The organism is Pseudomonas viridiflava, from assembly GCF_001642795.1.
In the GTDB taxonomy this organism is placed as follows: Bacteria; Pseudomonadota; Gammaproteobacteria; order Pseudomonadales; family Pseudomonadaceae; genus Aquipseudomonas; species Aquipseudomonas viridiflava.
Window position 1 is genome coordinate 423863 of the sequence record NZ_LKEH01000025.1, and the last position, 16360, is coordinate 440222.

The 16360-nt window shown below is 61.3% G+C and carries 12 protein-coding genes and 1 riboswitch; of the genes, 1 reads left to right on the plus strand and 11 read right to left on the minus strand.

The genetic code is table 11. The annotated features are described in order from the left end of the window. Window positions 1-89: 89 nt before the first annotated feature. The 11 genes from AO065_RS12605 to AO065_RS12655 form a co-directional block, all read right to left on the minus strand. Entirely contained in the window at window positions 90-983 is an 894-nt protein-coding gene (locus AO065_RS12605) for an alpha/beta fold hydrolase (protein ID WP_004881234.1), read from the minus strand. A 299-nt stretch (window positions 984-1282) separates the two neighbouring features. Next, window positions 1283-1975, minus strand: coding sequence for a pseudouridine synthase (locus tag AO065_RS12610; protein ID WP_004881232.1), 693 nt, complete (start codon window positions 1973-1975; stop codon window positions 1283-1285). A gap of 45 nt (window positions 1976-2020) precedes the next feature. Further along, window positions 2021-2242, minus strand: coding sequence for a cysteine-rich CWC family protein (locus AO065_RS12615; RefSeq protein ID WP_004881230.1), 222 nt, complete (start codon window positions 2240-2242; stop codon window positions 2021-2023). 35 nt (window positions 2243-2277) lie between these two features. Further along, window positions 2278-5523, minus strand: a complete 3246-nt coding sequence (locus tag AO065_RS12620; protein WP_004881227.1) for a dermonecrotic toxin domain-containing protein — start codon at window positions 5521-5523, stop codon at window positions 2278-2280. A gap of 94 nt (window positions 5524-5617) precedes the next feature. Next, on the minus strand, window positions 5618-7426 hold the full coding sequence (gene atzF / locus AO065_RS12625; RefSeq protein WP_004881225.1) for an allophanate hydrolase: 1809 nt from the start codon (window positions 7424-7426) through the stop codon (window positions 5618-5620). Between the two features lie 31 nt (window positions 7427-7457). Continuing rightward, window positions 7458-11087 (minus strand): urea carboxylase, encoded by a 3630-nt coding sequence (gene uca, locus AO065_RS12630; RefSeq protein ID WP_004881222.1) that lies wholly within the window; start codon window positions 11085-11087, stop codon window positions 7458-7460. Between the two features lie 120 nt (window positions 11088-11207). Beyond that, window positions 11208-11831: an urea amidolyase associated protein UAAP2 gene (locus AO065_RS12635; protein ID WP_004881220.1), complete on the minus strand. Its 624-nt coding sequence runs from the start codon at window positions 11829-11831 to the stop codon at window positions 11208-11210. Between the two features lie 13 nt (window positions 11832-11844). After that, entirely contained in the window at window positions 11845-12570 is a 726-nt protein-coding gene (locus AO065_RS12640) for an urea amidolyase associated protein UAAP1 (RefSeq protein WP_004881217.1), read from the minus strand. Beyond that, window positions 12567-13349: an ABC transporter ATP-binding protein gene (locus AO065_RS12645; RefSeq protein WP_004881215.1), complete on the minus strand. Its 783-nt coding sequence runs from the start codon at window positions 13347-13349 to the stop codon at window positions 12567-12569. Before AO065_RS12645 ends, AO065_RS12640 begins: the two co-directional genes overlap by 4 nt. After that, window positions 13346-14161, minus strand: coding sequence for an ABC transporter permease (locus AO065_RS12650; protein WP_004881213.1), 816 nt, complete (start codon window positions 14159-14161; stop codon window positions 13346-13348). The genes AO065_RS12645 and AO065_RS12650 overlap by 4 nt, the downstream gene beginning before the upstream one ends. A gap of 27 nt (window positions 14162-14188) precedes the next feature. Beyond that, window positions 14189-15262 (minus strand): putative urea ABC transporter substrate-binding protein, encoded by a 1074-nt coding sequence (locus tag AO065_RS12655; RefSeq protein ID WP_004881210.1) that lies wholly within the window; start codon window positions 15260-15262, stop codon window positions 14189-14191. Window positions 15263-15321: 59 nt separating this feature from the next. Next, window positions 15322-15423: riboswitch (guanidine-I (ykkC/yxkD leader) on the minus strand. Between the two features lie 475 nt (window positions 15424-15898). On the opposite strand from AO065_RS12655, the gene AO065_RS12660 reads away from it, so the two are divergent. Continuing rightward, window positions 15899-16261 carry a hypothetical protein gene (locus tag AO065_RS12660; RefSeq protein ID WP_122588960.1) on the plus strand — a complete coding sequence of 121 codons (363 nt, stop codon included), beginning with the start codon at window positions 15899-15901 and terminating at the stop codon, window positions 16259-16261. Window positions 16262-16360: the final 99 nt, after the last annotated feature.

Genomic DNA, 16360 nt, shown 5'->3' on the forward strand with positions numbered 1-16360 from the left:
TTATCCGGACCTTCACCCTGGAAGCCGTCCGCCGAGTGCCGCTGTCCGTGCGCTGGCGGAGGATTCCCTGGCTCTGTCGAGCGCTGCTCTCAGAAGGCGAGGGCATGGTGGCTCTGGACCAACTGATACGCGTGACGGGACGACTCTGCCACGGCAGGTTCCGGTTGCAGGAAACTCAGCAGCGCCCGCTTCGAATCGCGGCAGGCGGCCTTGTGTTCCATGTCCAGAAAGTGCCCTGCGGCGTCGATGACGCTGAAGCTGCAGTCCTTTACGTATTTCCCGAAATGCACGGCGTCGTTGGCGGCGGTGTATTCGTCCCAGGCACCGTTCATGAACAAGACGGGTACGTTGATGTTTTTCGCAGCGGTCAGGTAATTGCCCGGATCGATCTCCAGCACCTGGCTGATGTGGTAATGCATCTGGTCGTATTCGTGCAGGTCCAGGCTGCTGATGTGACGATAGTTGAAGCGCTTGAACAACGACGGCAGGTGTTTGCCGATGGTGTTGTTGATCAGGTGGCCGACTTCGTAACGGTTGTGAGCGCCCAGGTGGATGATGCCCCGGTTCAGGTAGTCACTCATGTGCTCGTTGAGCACGGGCGAAAATGAGCTGATGACCGCGCTTTCGATGCGCTTGGGACGATGCGACAGCGCGACCAGCGCCGCAGCGCCGCCCCATGAAAACGACATGACGTGTTCGGCGTTGAAGTGGTCAATCAGCTCCAGCAGGATCTGGCCCTCCATTTCCCGGGTCAGGGGCTTTTCATGACGGTTGTGCGGTTTGGATTTTCCGGCGTACGGCTGATCGTAGAGCACGACGTTCATCGTCGGGTAGAGGTTGCGAACGGTCTGTGCAAATGACGCGGTGGTGGCCAGTGAGCCGTTGACCATGATGATGGTTTTTTCCGCGCCATCTGCGCGATAGAACTCCGTGTAAACCCGAAACTGTCCTTGTATATCAAGCACGGCTTTTTCTGGCGACATAGGTGTAACTCCTGGCGTAACAGGTATGCGTACAACAACGTTGCACGAGTTTCGTGACAGGCAGGCAAAAGCCGATTAAAGGCCCATGTCGATCCGAACGATCTGTCCGACAGGTATTGTTATTGGCGGGCAATTTGTCGCGAGTCCAATGACTCGATACGGCAAAAGGTTTCTTGGAATGGTGTCCTGACTCATCAGTCACATGTGGACTGACGGTTTGGATTCAAGCAGTGGATACTGGAACCCGCAAGTGCCATTCATAGGCTTGTCGCGCATTCCGCCGAACGGTTGTGACTTTTTCAGAATAGCTGGATTTCTGCGGCGTGCAGGGCACGGTAGCTGCCGGGCTCTAGCTCGGGGGGCAGGGACAGATCCCCCATGCGTTCGCGGTGCAGAATCAGCACCTTGTTGTCGAAGTGACCGAACATCCGCTTCACTTGGTGATAGCGACCTTCAACAATACTCAGCCGGGCACAACGAGGTCCAAGGATGGATAACTGCGCCGGTTGCGTGGTGATGTTTTCGAACGGGAAGTAAAAGCCTTCGGCAAACCTGGTTATATACCGTTCGTCGATCAACTGTTCTGTCTTGACGTAATACACTTTGGGCAACTTTGTCTGCGGCTGCGTCAAACGCCGTGACCAGTGACCGTCGTTGGTGATCAACATCAGACCTGTGGTATTGAAATCCAGACGTCCTGCAATATGAAGTTCATGTTTGTCAGGTTCATCCAGCAGATCGAGTACGGTTGGGTGTTGCGGATCCACTGTGGCACTGACGCAGCCTTGTGGTTTGTGCAGCATGAAATAGCGCGGCGCCTTGCCTGCCTGAAGGATCTCGTCGTCGAAGCCCACGCAGCTGAATTCCCGTACGTCATGGTGCGGATCGCGTGTGATCTGGCCATCCACTGTCACACGGCCGCTGACCAGTGCCAGACGCACGTCCTTGCGGTTGAAACGGGGCAGGTTACTGAGGAAACGGTCAAGACGCATGGTGATGGCGACAGGAAGGTTATGAGGGCGCACATGGTACGCGATCTAGCGTACCGGTTGGCCCAGCGCTGCCTGCTCGACACCTGCGCAGCGCGGGCACAGGCAGGCCTTGTTGCGGACTTCGTCGGGTAGCGCTTCGAGCCGTGCCGGGTCAATGGTTTCCGAGAAGCACCAGCACGGCTGGCTGGCAGTGCGCGGGTCGGCCAGGGTGCAACTGTTGCTGAAGCCGCACACCGGGCACAGGTTGGTAACAGCGTCGGTTGTCATGGTGATCTCGGAACCGGGCGAAGAGGGCAGTAAAGTCAGGGCATCTTAACAATCGTCGGCTTGACTGTCGGCGCCTTGTAGACCGGAGCCCGTTGCAGCACCGAGGCTATGGCGGCACAGCGACAGTGCACCAGCAGTATTTTGTCGTAGTGAATGCCTTGAGCCGACAGCGTATCGAACAGGTTCGAAAGCGTTGGCGATGGCATGCCAAAGCGGTTGCGCACCGTCAACACGTCCATTGGCGTGGGCGGTAGATGGCCGAGCAGCGGTGAGGCATTGGCGTTGCGCACGATGTTTGCGATGTCGCCATAGGGTTCGTTGTGAAGCGTCTGAAATTTCGACAGCGTGTAGTTCTTGAACCTGCCGGGCAGTGATGTGCCCGCCATCAGCTTGTCGGTAATGGTCAGTGGTGCGAGCGAAGGTCCGAGCGTCAACGGCGTGTTTCCAGCCGCGCTTGACGCCGCGAAAGGCAAAGTGCGCCTGCTGACGATATTGTGCAGAAAGGGGTCGACGAGTTCGTAGCCGTGGGGCGCGTAGGTACGCAGCTCGGTGCCGTTCGGGATTTTCACATTGGACGTCCAGGGCAGGTAATGGCCGTGCGTGCTCACCACCAGCGTCCTGGCCTGGCCCTTGTCCGAGGTCCAGAGCAGAAACCGGCGCCCCAGCTTCCAGGCGTGGACCGGCACGCCACCCAGGTGCGGTTTACCGACCAGGGTCCAGCGCTTGAGCAATGCCTGGGTGTGGAAGAATGTTTCCAGCCGCGTCGGCTGCCGTGACATCCACTGGCTTCGCTTGACGCTGATGACTCGGGAGGCGTCGGGCAATGGGGGAATCACGCGGGTCGCCTGACGTGAGGGTTTGATGAGCCTGTTCATCGAGCGCAACAGTTTGGGTGTCCGGGGGCCCAGGTGCATCAGCCCCAACGAAAGTAATGCCAGCAACGCCTGGTTCTTTTCCGTCTGACGACCGCCTGGCAGGTGTGCAGACGCGATGTTCAGCGAGACGATACCGATCTCGGTCGCCAGCGAGGCGATCAGTGCCGGGGTGAGCAGAATGGACATGGGGGCCAGCAGAAGCTGCAGCTGTTCAAGGCGGTCCGTCCACTCTTTCAAGGTCACCTGCCCGGACGTGACGATCCGGTCTTCGGCATCCATCAGCGCGTTCTGCTTCAACATCCGGTGCAGGAACGCGAAAGGCGAGCCGTCCATCGGACGCTTGCACAGCACGTGCTGCATGGCCTTGTAGGTGTCCGGGTTGTAGATTTGATCGGTCCAGGGACGCAGGATGGACACCGGTGGATTCGGTGCCTTGACGCCGCCCCATAACTTGAACAGGTACCCCAGTCTCTGGTGATGACGCACCGGCACGTGACGCAAAACGGCTTCGCGCCACTGGCTGTCGGCGGTGGCTACAACGAGATAGGCATTGAGTGCGTCTTCGTCAGCGCACTCGATGAATGCCTTGGGGTGCCCTGCCTGATACAGCACCTTCTGTTTGCCTGAATGCTCAAGCAGCAGCAGTCCGGTGTACTGGGTGTGCATGCCGTCGATGACCGAGCCTTGCACGTAGAAACCCAGGTCATGCCAGCGCAGGTCGTCGTGATTGGACAGGGACGCCACGACCAGGTCGAAACCGGCACGTGTCACGCGGCCCAGCTTCAGGGCAATCAGGGCCTGATGGATGAACGTGGACTGAAAAGCCTGTTCGATACCGGCCTTTTCCTGCCCCCAGAACGTGTCGATGCGTTCGGTCATCAGCGCGAGAAAATCAATCGTCCTTATGTGTTCTTCCACGGCGTAGGGATCAACTGCCAACTCAGTGTCGACCGCCCATTGACCCTGCCTCGTGGTGTCCAGAAACACCACGGTTTTGCCGCCATGATCGATGTAGCCGAGCGGCGTCTGGACCCGGTATTGGGTGACCAGCGCCTCGCTCAGGCTGATCGGTTTTTCGTGGGGCGTATGGACGTGAACAGCAGGGGTGCGGGCGTCACCCAGCGGGGTGGTCGAGGTGCCGCGCCGGTACATGAGGAATACGTGGTCGGGATCGTGTTGCAGACCATGCTGGTCACGCAAGTAGCCTGACATGAGCCGTTTGGCCAGTGTCGAGGGTTCAGGCAACTGTTTCAGAATGGACGGCTGCGACTGCCAAAGGTCCGCGCCACTGGCCAGCGTGAGACTGCGTGTGACCGGCCTCAACAGATCGAATCGATCATAGCGCTCATCACTCAGCAATTCCTCGGCGAGCAATGCCTGGGCATCGGTCAGCTCGGCAAACACATCGCCTTCGACCCGCTTCAACCCCACGGATGCGACGGTCTTTTCACTGCGCTCCAGTCGGTACGAGGCGAACGCGTAGACACCCGCGTCATTCAATGCCGCCAGAAGTTTTCCAGTCATGTGCGCCGGATCGCTGCTGATGTATTCGATGACTGTGCCACGGTTGTCCAGTACATGAATGAAGCAGTGCGAGGTCAACGTTGAACTGACCTGGAACAGCCCGGCCACTGGGTCGCCGTTGAATGTGAGCATGCGGACTTCAACCGTTTCGCCATTTGCGCGCTGTTCGAGAAGCGAGAGGTCTGTGGGAAAGTCTTTCAGACCCAACGCATCCAGCGTCAGAAAATAACCGTAGCGACTGATCTGACCCCTGGCATATTGCCGCGCCAGCGTATCCAGAAAGCCGAGTCTGGACAGTACCCGGTAGTTTTCCGTGTGCCGCGACCAGAATGTCTCCAGTGCAACGGCATAGTCCCGAGTCCAGGGTGCGTCGGCTATCAGGTTGAACATGTCCTGTGCTTTCAAGGCTGGCGCGGTATCCGACAAGGGCTTGTCTTCGAGCGTGCTCTTGCCCAGCGCAATGTAGTGCCGCGGATCGAAGCTGACGAGCGCCAGTTCGGTCAGTGACAGGCGCAGGTGGTCGTCCTCGCGCCCATCATCATGAACGGCTGGATGCGTTTCGTTGATGAAGGTGACGTGCAGTTGATCAGGGTCCAGCGTCTGGCCGGTCCTCTCTTGCAGGAGCATGGCGAGCTGCTCGCGCAGGTACTGGCGTCTGGAGGGCGGTGCGTCCATGTCCAGCTGGCAGGCCTTGAGCAGCAAGGGCGAATTGGCGATCAGCGCAAAGCCGGAACTGTTGCGCAGGGCCTTGAGTCTTTGCTCGATGGCAGCGTTCGAGTCACTCGTCGCGGGCGGTTGATCGGTGGCGGCGGGTGGCTCCGCTGAAGGGGCTGAAGCGAGAAGCGGGGTGTCGTGGGTGAAGGGTATATGAGGAGCGGTCATGGCATCTGGTCAAAGGAAATGATCAGGCACTATGTCGCACCGCCCCGGCCGATCAGACACAACTATGTATCTGATCGACACGGCGGTCGCAGACTTACAGCTGACGCAGGTAGGCGCGCCAGCCGCCCAGTTCGCTGATGTTGCGCGCACCTTCAAGGCCGTACGGCTCACAGATGAAACCGGTTTCCCATCGGCCGTCGGCGAGCTGCACCTTGCCCAGACCCAGCGGTGCTGGAATCCCGGTCAGGAATGAACCCAGCTCGGCACTCGGCAATTCCCAGACTTCCAATTCAATCGCCACGCCGCCATCGGCCACACGCACCATGCCCGGACGAAAAGGCGGGCCGCCTGCCAGTGCGTAGAGCTGATAGTCGGGTGAGCTTTGTGTGGCTTCCAGCAGGCGTGCGCCGCGCTGCTTCAGTTGTCCGTTGAGCGCCAGGCCGTCCAGATGCGCGCCGCAGACCACCAGCCGCGCCATGTCATTGCGCGCGACAGTGGTCGGCGTGGGTGGTGTGTTACCCGAGATCAATGGCAGGGCCGTGTGACGTTGGAAGGCATCGGCGAGGCTGAGCAGGTACTGGTCGGTGAAGGCGCGCCCGAACAATGTCACGCCCCACGGCAAACCGTTATCCATGAAGGTGCTGGGCACGGCGACGGCGGCGTAATCCAGCAGGTTGACGAAGTTGGTGTAGTAGCCCAGTTCGGAATTGCGCAGCACCGGTTCGGCGAGCAGCTCGGCCGATGTCATCGGGCGACCGATGCTTGGCGTCACCACGCAGTCCAGACCTTCCAGTGCCTTGTCGCAAATGGCCTTCAGTGCCTGTAGACGGTAGTGCGCGCGAAAGGTCTCGACGCCTGTGACGGCTGGCGCCTTGGCCAATACCGCACGGATCACCGGCAGTACGGCGGCAGGGTTTTCCTCCATCAGTTGCCCGGCGACGCTGTAGCGCTCGGCGACCCATGGGCCGTCGTACAGCAGGCTGGCGGCTTCGAGAAACGGTGACAGGTCAATGGTCACCGCTTCGCCGCCCAGCGCGGTCAGGTGATCGATGGCGTCACTGAACAACAGCGGCCCTTGAATGCAGCCGAAAAACTCCAGGTCTTCGGCACGCGGAACGCCGAAGCGAAACGGGCGTGGCGCGCCGAATGCGGTTGCGTCGTTCCACGCCGGGTTGCGGCGGCTGTATTCATCGCGCGGGTCGAGCCTGGCGACCAGTGCCAGCAACTGGCTGGCTTCTCTGGCTGTGGCGGTGAACAGCGATACGCAATCCTGAGTGCGACAGGCCGGCACGACGCCTGCGGTCGAGATCAGGCCTTTGCTGGCTTTGGTGCCGACCAGATTGTTCAGCGCTGCAGGCACCCGGCCTGAGCCGGCGGTATCCGTGCCCAGAGAAAAGCTGCTGACGCCCAGCGCGACCGCCAGCGACGAACCCGAGCTGGAACCGCCGGAAGGATATTCCTTCAACACGCTGTTGGGGCACGGGCCGTAGGGTGAGCGGCTGCCATTGAGACCGGTGGCGAACTGGTCGAGATTGGTCTTGCCCATCGGCACGGCACCCAGCGCGATCAGTTGCTCGACAATGGTTGCCGAGCGTTCCGGCGTGTAGGCGTAGTCGGGGCAGGCGGCGGTGGTGGGAATGCCCGCGAGATCAATGTTGTCCTTGATCGCGAACGGCACGCCGTAAAGCGGCAGATCCTTGAGTTCGCGGTTTTCCAGCGCGGCCAGATAGGGTTCCAGTTCATCCGGACTGAGCAGATGGATGAACAGGTGATAGCCGGGGTTCAGCTCGGCGGCCTTTTCCTGCAGTGCCAGGATCAACTGACGGGGCGACAGGGCGCCGGACTGGTAGGCAGTGCGCACGGAATCCAGACGCAGATCAGTCAACAATGGGTTATTGGTCATGGTGATGTTCCCTCAAATTGAGTGATTCGGTTCAGTCCGCGTCGAGCACGACGACGCGCTGGCCTGCGCGCACGGCCGAGCCGGGTTGCACCCGCACGTCGCGCACAATGCCGCCGACTGGCGCTAGGACCGGGATTTCCATTTTCATGGACTCCAGCACCACCAGCACGTCGCCAGCCTCGACCCGTTCGCCAGGCTTGACCTGTACCTGCCAGAGATTGCCGGCGATGTGGCTGTCGATACCTTGCTGGCCCGGCTCGAGAACTGTCTCGTCAGTCGTCGGGGCGATGCTTTCCTCGCTCTCGAAGTTGGCTTGCCCGTTGGCAATCCAGCGCTCGCGTTCGGCGTTGAACGCTGACTGTTGCTGGGCCCGGAATGCGGCGATGCCTTCGGCTTCGTGACTCAGAAAGGTCTGGTAATCGGTCAGGTTAAGGGTGCTGTGTTCGATGTTCAGATCGAATCGGCCCAGCGGGAAATCACGGCGGATGCGCAGCAGTTCCTCAGCGCTGACCGGATAGAAGCGAATCTGATCGAAGAAGCGCAGCAGCCAGGGTTTGCCCTCGAATGCGGCAACGTCTCGATAGCGATTCCACATCTGCAACGTACGGCCCACGAACTGATAACCGCCGGGGCCTTCCATGCCGTACACGCACATGTAGGCGCCACCGATGCCCACCGAGTTTTCCGCCGTCCAGGTGCGGGCCGGGTTGTATTTGGTGGTGACCAGTCGATGACGCGGGTCCAGCGGTGTTGCAACCGGTGCGCCGAGGTAGACATCGCCCAGGCCCATCACCAGATAGCTGGCGTCGAACACGGTGCGCTGCACTTCGTCGAGGTTGGGCAGGTCATTGATGCGCCGGATGAATTCCAGATTGCTCGGGCACCACGGTGCGTCCTTGCGCACGGTGGTCATGTATTTCTCGATGGCCAACTGGCAGGCCGGGTCGTCCCAGGACAATGGCAGGTGCACGATGCGCGAGGCCACTTGCAGGTCCTTCGCAGCGCAGACGGCGTCCCACTCACCCGCAACGATCTCCAGCAGTTGCTTGAGCGGCAGTTGGGCAGGGCGGTAATGCACCTGCAGCGAACGGATACCCGGCGTCAGGTCGATCACGCCCGGCAGGGCCTTGGCTTCCAGCGCGAGCATCAGCGCATGGCCGCGAAGGCGCAGCACCAGATCCAGTTCCGGCGCGCCGATTTCCAGCAGCAGGTGCGTGTCGCCGGACAGCCGTGCCACGAGTCGTTTGTCGTCCTGGCCGATGTCCAGAATGATCGGGCTTTGCAGCTGGTTTATGAACGAGGTGTGGTCTAAAGCGCTTTCGCGGACAAGTCCGCTCCCACGGGGGCTCGCCGTTTCCTGTGGGCGTGAGCTTGCTTGCGAAGAGGCATGACACGCTTCGACGCTCACCGGATGAAACCGGACTTTGTCACCCGCCTTGAGCTGACCCAGTTGCCACATGTCCGCCTCAATGATGGTCACCGGGCAGACGAAGCCACCCAGGCTCGGCCCGTCCGGCCCGAGGATCACCGGCATGTCGCCGGTAAAATCCACGGCGCCGATGGCATACGGGTTGTCGTGAATGTTGGACGGGTGCAGCCCGGCCTCGCCGCCGTCGGCGCGGACCCACTCGGGCTTGGGTCCGATCAGACGCACGCCGGTGCGGCTGGAATTGAAGTGTACTTCCCAGTCAGTGGCGAAAAACGTTTCGATGTACGCTTCGGTGAAGTACTGGGGCGCAGCGTGCGGCCCGTAGATCACACGCATGTCGCGAACTTCGCCAAGCACCTCGAGCGCCTCATCGGCGATGCAATGGCCAGTGCTGCGATCCGTCAGCGGCGCAAGATGCAGCACATCACCGGCCCGCAGCGCACGACCGCCATGGCCGCCGAACTGGCCGAGGGTGAAGGTGCTTTTGCTGCCCAGATAATCCGGCACATCCAGCCCGCCCCGCACACACAGGTAACTGCGTGCACCGGCCCCGGCGATGGTGCCCAATGCCAGTGTCGAACCGGCCTTCACCAGCAGTGCTGTGTTCATCGGGCACGATTCGCCATCCAGGGTCAGTGGAATCGTTGCGCCGGTCACGGCCACCACCGCGTCCGTGTTGAAACGCAGCAGCGGCCCGCTCATGGTGATTTCCAGCGCCGCGCACCCTTCGGCATTGCCCAGCAGCAGGTTGCCCTGACGCAAGGCGCGGCTGTCCATCGGACCGGACGGCGGAACACCGACGGCCCAGTAACCCAGGCGTCCCGGATAATCCTGAACGCTGGTCTGGGTGCCGCCGCTGAGCACTTCGAAGGTGTCGGCGCGATACACCAGATCCTCCAGGCAGCGGGTCCACGGCTGCCCGCTGGCGAATGGCGCATCGGCGATGATCTGTCGCAGGTAATCGCGGTTGGTCTCCACGCCATACAGACGACTCTCCGCCAACGCTTCGGCCAGTGCAGCACTGGCTTCATCGCGGCTCGGTGCCCAACTGATGAGCTTGGCGATCATTGGATCGAAGAACGGCGGGATCTCACAGCCGGCTTCCACCCAGGTGTCGATGCGCAGCGCCTGACCGTCTGCGGGCGGAAAGCTTACGGCGGTCAACAGGCCGGGGCAGGGCTGGAAGTCGCGGCCCGGATCTTCGGCATACAGACGCGCCTGAATGGCGTGCCCGTTCGGTTTCAGGGTGGCTTGCAGCTCCGCAAGCGGCGGCAGATCACCGGCCGCCAGTTGCACCATCCAGCCGACCAGATCCACGCCCCACACCTGTTCGGTCACGCCGTGCTCGACCTGCAGTCGGGTGTTCACTTCCAGAAAATAGAAGCGCTGATCCTGGCTGTCGAAAACGAATTCCACAGTCCCGGCGCTGCGATAATTGACGGCCTTGGCCAGCTTGATCGCCGCCGCACAGAGTTCATCTGCCATGCCTTCCGGCAGGTTGGGCGCGGGGGTTTCTTCCAGGACTTTCTGGTTGCGACGCTGCACCGAACAATCCCGCACGCCCAGCGCCAGCACTTCACCCTGACCGTCGCCGAACACCTGGACTTCCAGATGACGAGCGCGCTGGATGTACTTCTCGATGAACACCCCAGCGTCGCTGAAGTTGTTCTGGCCCAGACGCTTCACCGCCTCGAACGAGTCGGCCAGCTCAGCGGCGCTGCGGCACACGCGCATGCCGATACCGCCGCCGCCCGCCGTGCTCTTGAGCATGACCGGATAGCCGATGGACTCGGCGGCGGTGAGGGCCGCGTCGACGCTGTCCAGCAGCTCGGTGCCTTCGAGCATCGGCACGCCATGCTGTTTGGCCAGGGCGCGAGCGGTGTGCTTGAGGCCGAACACCCGCAGTTGCTCGGGTGTCGGGCCGACGAAGGCAATGCCCGCGTCCTCACAGGCCTGGGCGAACGCAGCGTTTTCAGAGAGAAATCCGTAACCCGGATGAATCGCACCCGCGCCGCTGGCTTTGGCGATGGCGAGGATCTTGTCCACCGCCAGATAGGTGCCGGCCGCGCCGCCTTCACCCAGGCTGTGAGCTTCGTCGGCCTGCATCAGGTGCAGGCTGGCAACGTCGGCTTCGGAATACACCGCCACGCCCTTGACCTTCAAGGTGCGCAGGGTTCGCAGGATGCGGCAGGCAATGGCGCCACGGTTGGCGATCAGCAGTTTGTCGAACATGGCATGACCCCGGAAACCGGACTGAATCGGTTTCGTGATGGGAAGCGGGCCGTCCCGCTAATAAACGTTTCAACGCAACGGTCGTCCGTTGCTGCCCGGATTCGGGGCTTGAAGCATCAACTAGTCGCGAACGACCAACTGCGCAGGCGTCGGGTTGTAGCCGTTGCAGGGGTTGTTCAACTGCGGGCAGTTGGAGATCAGCACGATCACGTCCATCTCGGCACGCAGTTCGACGTATTTGCCGGGCGCCGAGATGCCGTCCTCGAAGGTCAGGCCGCCGTCCGCTGTCACGGGCACGTTCATGAAGAAGTTGATGTTCGGCCCGATGTCGTTCTTGCTCAGACGACCGTCGTGCAGGCAGGCGCGCAGGTAGTTGTCGCGGCAGCTGTGCATGTGGCGTTTTTCCAGGGCGTAGCGCACGGTGTTGCTTTCTTGCGCACAGGCGCCGCCCAGCGTGTCGTGCCGGCCACAGGTGTCATCGACGATGGTCAGCATCGGTTGGCCGAGGTTGGAAAACAACACGCTGCCGGTGGTCAGGTACACGCTGTTCTGGCGGCGCAGGGTGCGTTGCACGTCGTAGCGTTCACGCGGGTTGGCAAGGCTGAAGAACAGCGTATCGACCGCCTGATTGCCTTCCAGGTCGAGGATACGCACGGTTTGTCCGGCTTTCACTTCGGCCAGAAACGGTTCGCCGGCCGGGATGGTTGCGTCGCAGTGTTGATGGTCGTGGGCATGCAGATTCATGACGGGGGTCTCCTCAGGCGAACAGGCGGTCGGTGTTGATGAAGCCGCGCTCGTTTTCCGGGCGTGACGTGCGGCAGTGCTCGGCAATGCTGGCGTCGGCTTTCATCCAGCTCAGCTTGAGCGGCTGCGGCGCATAGGCCGGGTTCGGGTCCATCGGATGTTGCAGCGCGGTCAGCACCACCAGCGTGTCCATCGGTGCATACAGCTCGATGTAATCGCCTGCCTTCGAGTTGTCAGGGACAAAGTGCAGAGTGCCGGTTTCGTCGACGTTGACCCGGCTGAACAGATTGAGGGTCATCAGCAGGTCTGACAGACCCAACCCCCACTTGCCCAGCTCGACCAGCAGGTTGTCGACGCCGTTGCGAAAGAAGCCGTTGCGCAGTTCCTGATAACGGCCCTGGCCGTACTTTTCAGCTACTTCCTGAGCATTGAGCACACCGCCAATGCTATCGCTCCAGCCGCAGGTGTCGGTAACGATGGCGGCCAGCACGCGGCCCATGTCCGAGTACAGGCAGTGACCGGCGCTCAGTCGTGCGGTGTGTTGGCATTTGAGGCTGTCAGGCAGGTTCAGGCGCTCGGTCTTTTCGTGAGCGTTGAGCAGCGTCAGGCTGACATTGGCATTGCCGTGCAGGTCGGTCAGGCGCAGCAGTTCGCCGCGCTTGAGGATGAACGAGCGATGGCCGCCGCCGGGCAGCATTTCTTCGGCGAAGACGGGGTAAAGCGTGGTCGAGTCAGTCATGGAGTGGGTTCCTCTAAAGCAGGTTTCAGCAGATCGAGTGCCGCACGTTCGGCGCGGCGCTCGCTGTTGAGGGGAATGTCGTAGGTGATGCGCGCACCGTAGGCACCGGGGGAGTGCGGGTCGTGGCGGACCTTGTCGAACACCAGCAGGCGCGTACCGAGGTTGAAGCCTTCGGACAGGTCGTGAGTGACCATGAACACGGTCAGTTGCGTCTCGCGCCACAGCTCAAGCAACAGGTGATGCATGTCCTTGCGGATACCGGGGTCCAGGGCGCCGAACGGCTCGTCGAGCAGCAACACGCGAGGCTTCATGATCAAGGCCTGGGCGATCGCCAGTCGTTGCTGCATGCCGCCGGACAGTTGCGAGGGATACTTGTCGAGCGCATGGCCCAGGCCGACCTTGTGCAGCAGCTGCGCCGCCTGCTCCCGAGCGTCCCGCTTGGCCTGGCCGAACAGTCGGCCGATCCACCGTGAGCGGGGCAGCTCAAGGCCCAGCGCGACGTTGTCCAGCACGCTCAGGTGCGGAAACACCGAGTAGCGTTGGAAGACCACGCCACGGCTGGCGTCCGGTTCGTTGGAAAGCGGCTGACCGTCGAGCGTGATCGAGCCACGGCTTGAGGTTTCCTGGCCCAGCAGCAGGCGAAGAAAGGTCGATTTGCCGCAGCCCGACGCGCCGACCAGCGTGCAGAACTCGCCTTCGGCAACGTCCAGATTCAAACCTTCCAGCACCACCTGATCGTCGTATTGCTGCCAGACGTTGCGCACGCAGATAAAGCTCATGCTCGCGCTCCTTCGTACCAGGGAAATGCACGACGGGTCAGGGCTTTCAGGCCCCAGTCCATCAGCCAGGCGAGCAGGGTGATCCAGACCACATAAGGCAGAATCACGTCCATCGCCAGGTAGCGGCGAACAAGGAAGATCCGGTAGCCCAGACCGTCGGTGGAGGCAATGGCCTCCGCCGCGATCAGGAACAGCCACGCCGACCCCAGCACCAGCCGCAAAGCAATAAGCAGACGCGGCAGCAATTGCGGCAGGATCACCCGCAGGATCAGCGTCCAGGTCGAGGCACCGAGGGTCTGTGCCTTGATCAGCAGTTCGACCGGAATTTCACGCGCACGCTGCTCCAGATCCCGCGCCAGAATGGGCGTGATGCCGATGACGATCAGCATCACTTTCGACAGCTCGCCCAGACCGAACACGATGAACAGAATCGGCAGGATCGCCAGCGGCGGCACCATCGACAACACCGTCAGCAAGGGCGACAGCGGCGCGCCGAACATCGGCAGAATGCCCGCTGCAATGCCCAGGCACAGCCCGAGCAAGGCACTGATGCCCAGACCGATGGCCAGCCTTTGAAGGCTGGACGCGGTGTCCTGCCACAACAGGTATTCGCCGGTGCGGACGTCGGCCTTGAACGCCATGCGATTGACCGCATCGGCCATCTGCACCGCGCTGGGCAGCAGTTTGTCGTTGGGGTTTTCCGCAAGCCGGCTGGCCGAGCCCAGAAAATAGGCGAACAGCAGCAGGGCGAACGGCAGGATCACCAGAATCAGGCGACCGGCGCGATCCGGATGGCGGTTTATCAAGCGCATGGCAAAGACCTTTGTGCGGAACGTGAATTACAGCTTGCCGTCGGCGGCCATCTGCACGTAGCTGGGGTCGAAATGCAGCTTGAGATTGCCCTTGTCACCGGTGGTCACACCGTTGGCGAAGGTCATGCCCACCGCCTTGTCATCCTTGGCGCCTTCGCCGAGCAAACCGTGCGCGAACGAGAAGCTGGCGACCTTGCCCATGGTTTCCGGCAGCTGTTTGCTGGTGGCGAACTCAAGCGCTTCCTTGGGCGTGGCGAACAGTTTGGTGGTGTCCAGTTGCGACTGGAAGCCCGCCAGATCGGTGCCCGAGGCCTTCGCCATGTGTTCAAGCGCAGCCTTGCTCTGGGCGTTTTTGGCGTTCATCAGCGCAACCACTTCAAACCATGCGCCGGTCAGGGCCTTGCCCAGCGCCGGGTTGTCTTTCAGGGTCTGGGTCTTGACCACCATCATGTCCATGATCTCGCCGGGAATCTGGCTGGAGTTGAACACTTCAGTCACGCCCGGTTTGGCCTTGATCTCCGACAGCATCGGGTTCCAGGTAGTGACGGCTTGAACATCATCGGTGTTGAAAGCGGCGGCAATATCGGCATCCGAGGTGTTGACCACCTTCAGGTCCTTCTCGCTGAGCCTGGCGCTGTCCAGCGCGCGAGCCAGCAGGTAGTGGGAAACCGACAGTTCGACCAGATTGACGTCCATGCCCTTGAGGTCGGCGATCTTCTTGCCTTCGCCCTTGAGCACGACGCCGTCGTTACCGTTGGAGAAGTCGCTGACGATCAGCGCCGTGCTTTCCACGCCACCGGCGGCCGGAATGGTCAGGGCGTCCATGTTGGTCATGGTGCAGCCATCGAACTGGCCGGCGGTGTACTGGTTGATGGATTCGACGTAGTCGTTGAGCTGGGTGACGTCGATCTTGATGCCGTATTTCTTGGCCCATTTGTCGACGATGCCCTGAGTGCCTGCGTATTCCCACGGCATCCAGCCTGCGTAGATCGTCCAGCAGACGTTGAAGTGATCCTTGGGAGCGGCGTTCGCCGAGAAGCTCAATGCTGCGAGAAGACCGGCGCAGAGCAGGCCTGAGAGACGTGACGTTGACTTGAGCATCGAGAGATCTCCAGTAGTGAAAAGGGCGGCCAGGAGCAACGTGACACCACTGGTGTCCTGTCTCCCGGGCTTTTGTCCCGCCGTGTAACCTCTACTGGAGGTCGCCAACTCTCGGACCAGCCACTTGCCTCTGGCAAGCCGGAACCCTAGTCAGCTATTGCAAATTGTGGTGCCGCGAACCGTGTGTTGACTCCTGCACAGGATGGACTAAGCGAGAGTTGTGCCAACTCGCCGAAAGGCCCGGTTGGCAAGGGTTGCCATATTTCCAGGTGCAGTGAGGTGCAGGAATCTGCCTTGTGCTGGTGCACGAGCGCACCTTGATGAGGCGCTGGTTGAAATGTTTTGTAGCATCTTTGTAAGAAAGCGCTACAGGCCGGAGAGCCTTGATTTCAGCGCTTTTCAGGCTTTCTGGAGTATTTCCAGCGGACGGACGGAGCGTCCTGTTACGCACTGGATCGCGTTTTCAGTGTCTTAACCTTCGTCCGCCAACCGCTTTGGCGGACGCCGACCAGCGTCGCTGGTTTGTGCCCTATCGCGGTCCAGGAGGCCGCCATGTATCGAAGACCCTCGCTAATCGTTTTGCTGACCCTCTTCCTTGCTGGTTGTTATGGAGGCCCTGGTTACTACGAATCCGATGTGTACACGCAACCGACGACGGTGGTCGCTGGCGGGTACGGTTTTGACAATGGCTACCGCTCCACCTATTACCAGGAGCGGCGCATCTACGTGGCGCCTCAACCGCGCTATTACCAACAACCCCGTTACTACGCCCCCGCTCCGCGTTATTACGGTCCACCACCTGGACCGCGCTACTACCAACCTGGCCGCCCACCGGGATACGGCTGGCGTAACGACGGCTTCAGAGGCAACGATGGCTATCGCGGCAATTACCGCGGCGACTATCGCGGCAATCGTGGATGGAGTGACCACGGCGGTGGCCGGGACCATGGCAGAGGCGACGGCCGTGGTCGTGGAGACGGGCGAGGCGGGCATCGCTGATACTCAAGTCCGCCTCAACACTGATCGGGCCCATCGCTCCGCGTGGGCATGCCTCCCGTGACGCTCCGCGTCACAAATGGCACAGACTGCGGATTCAGT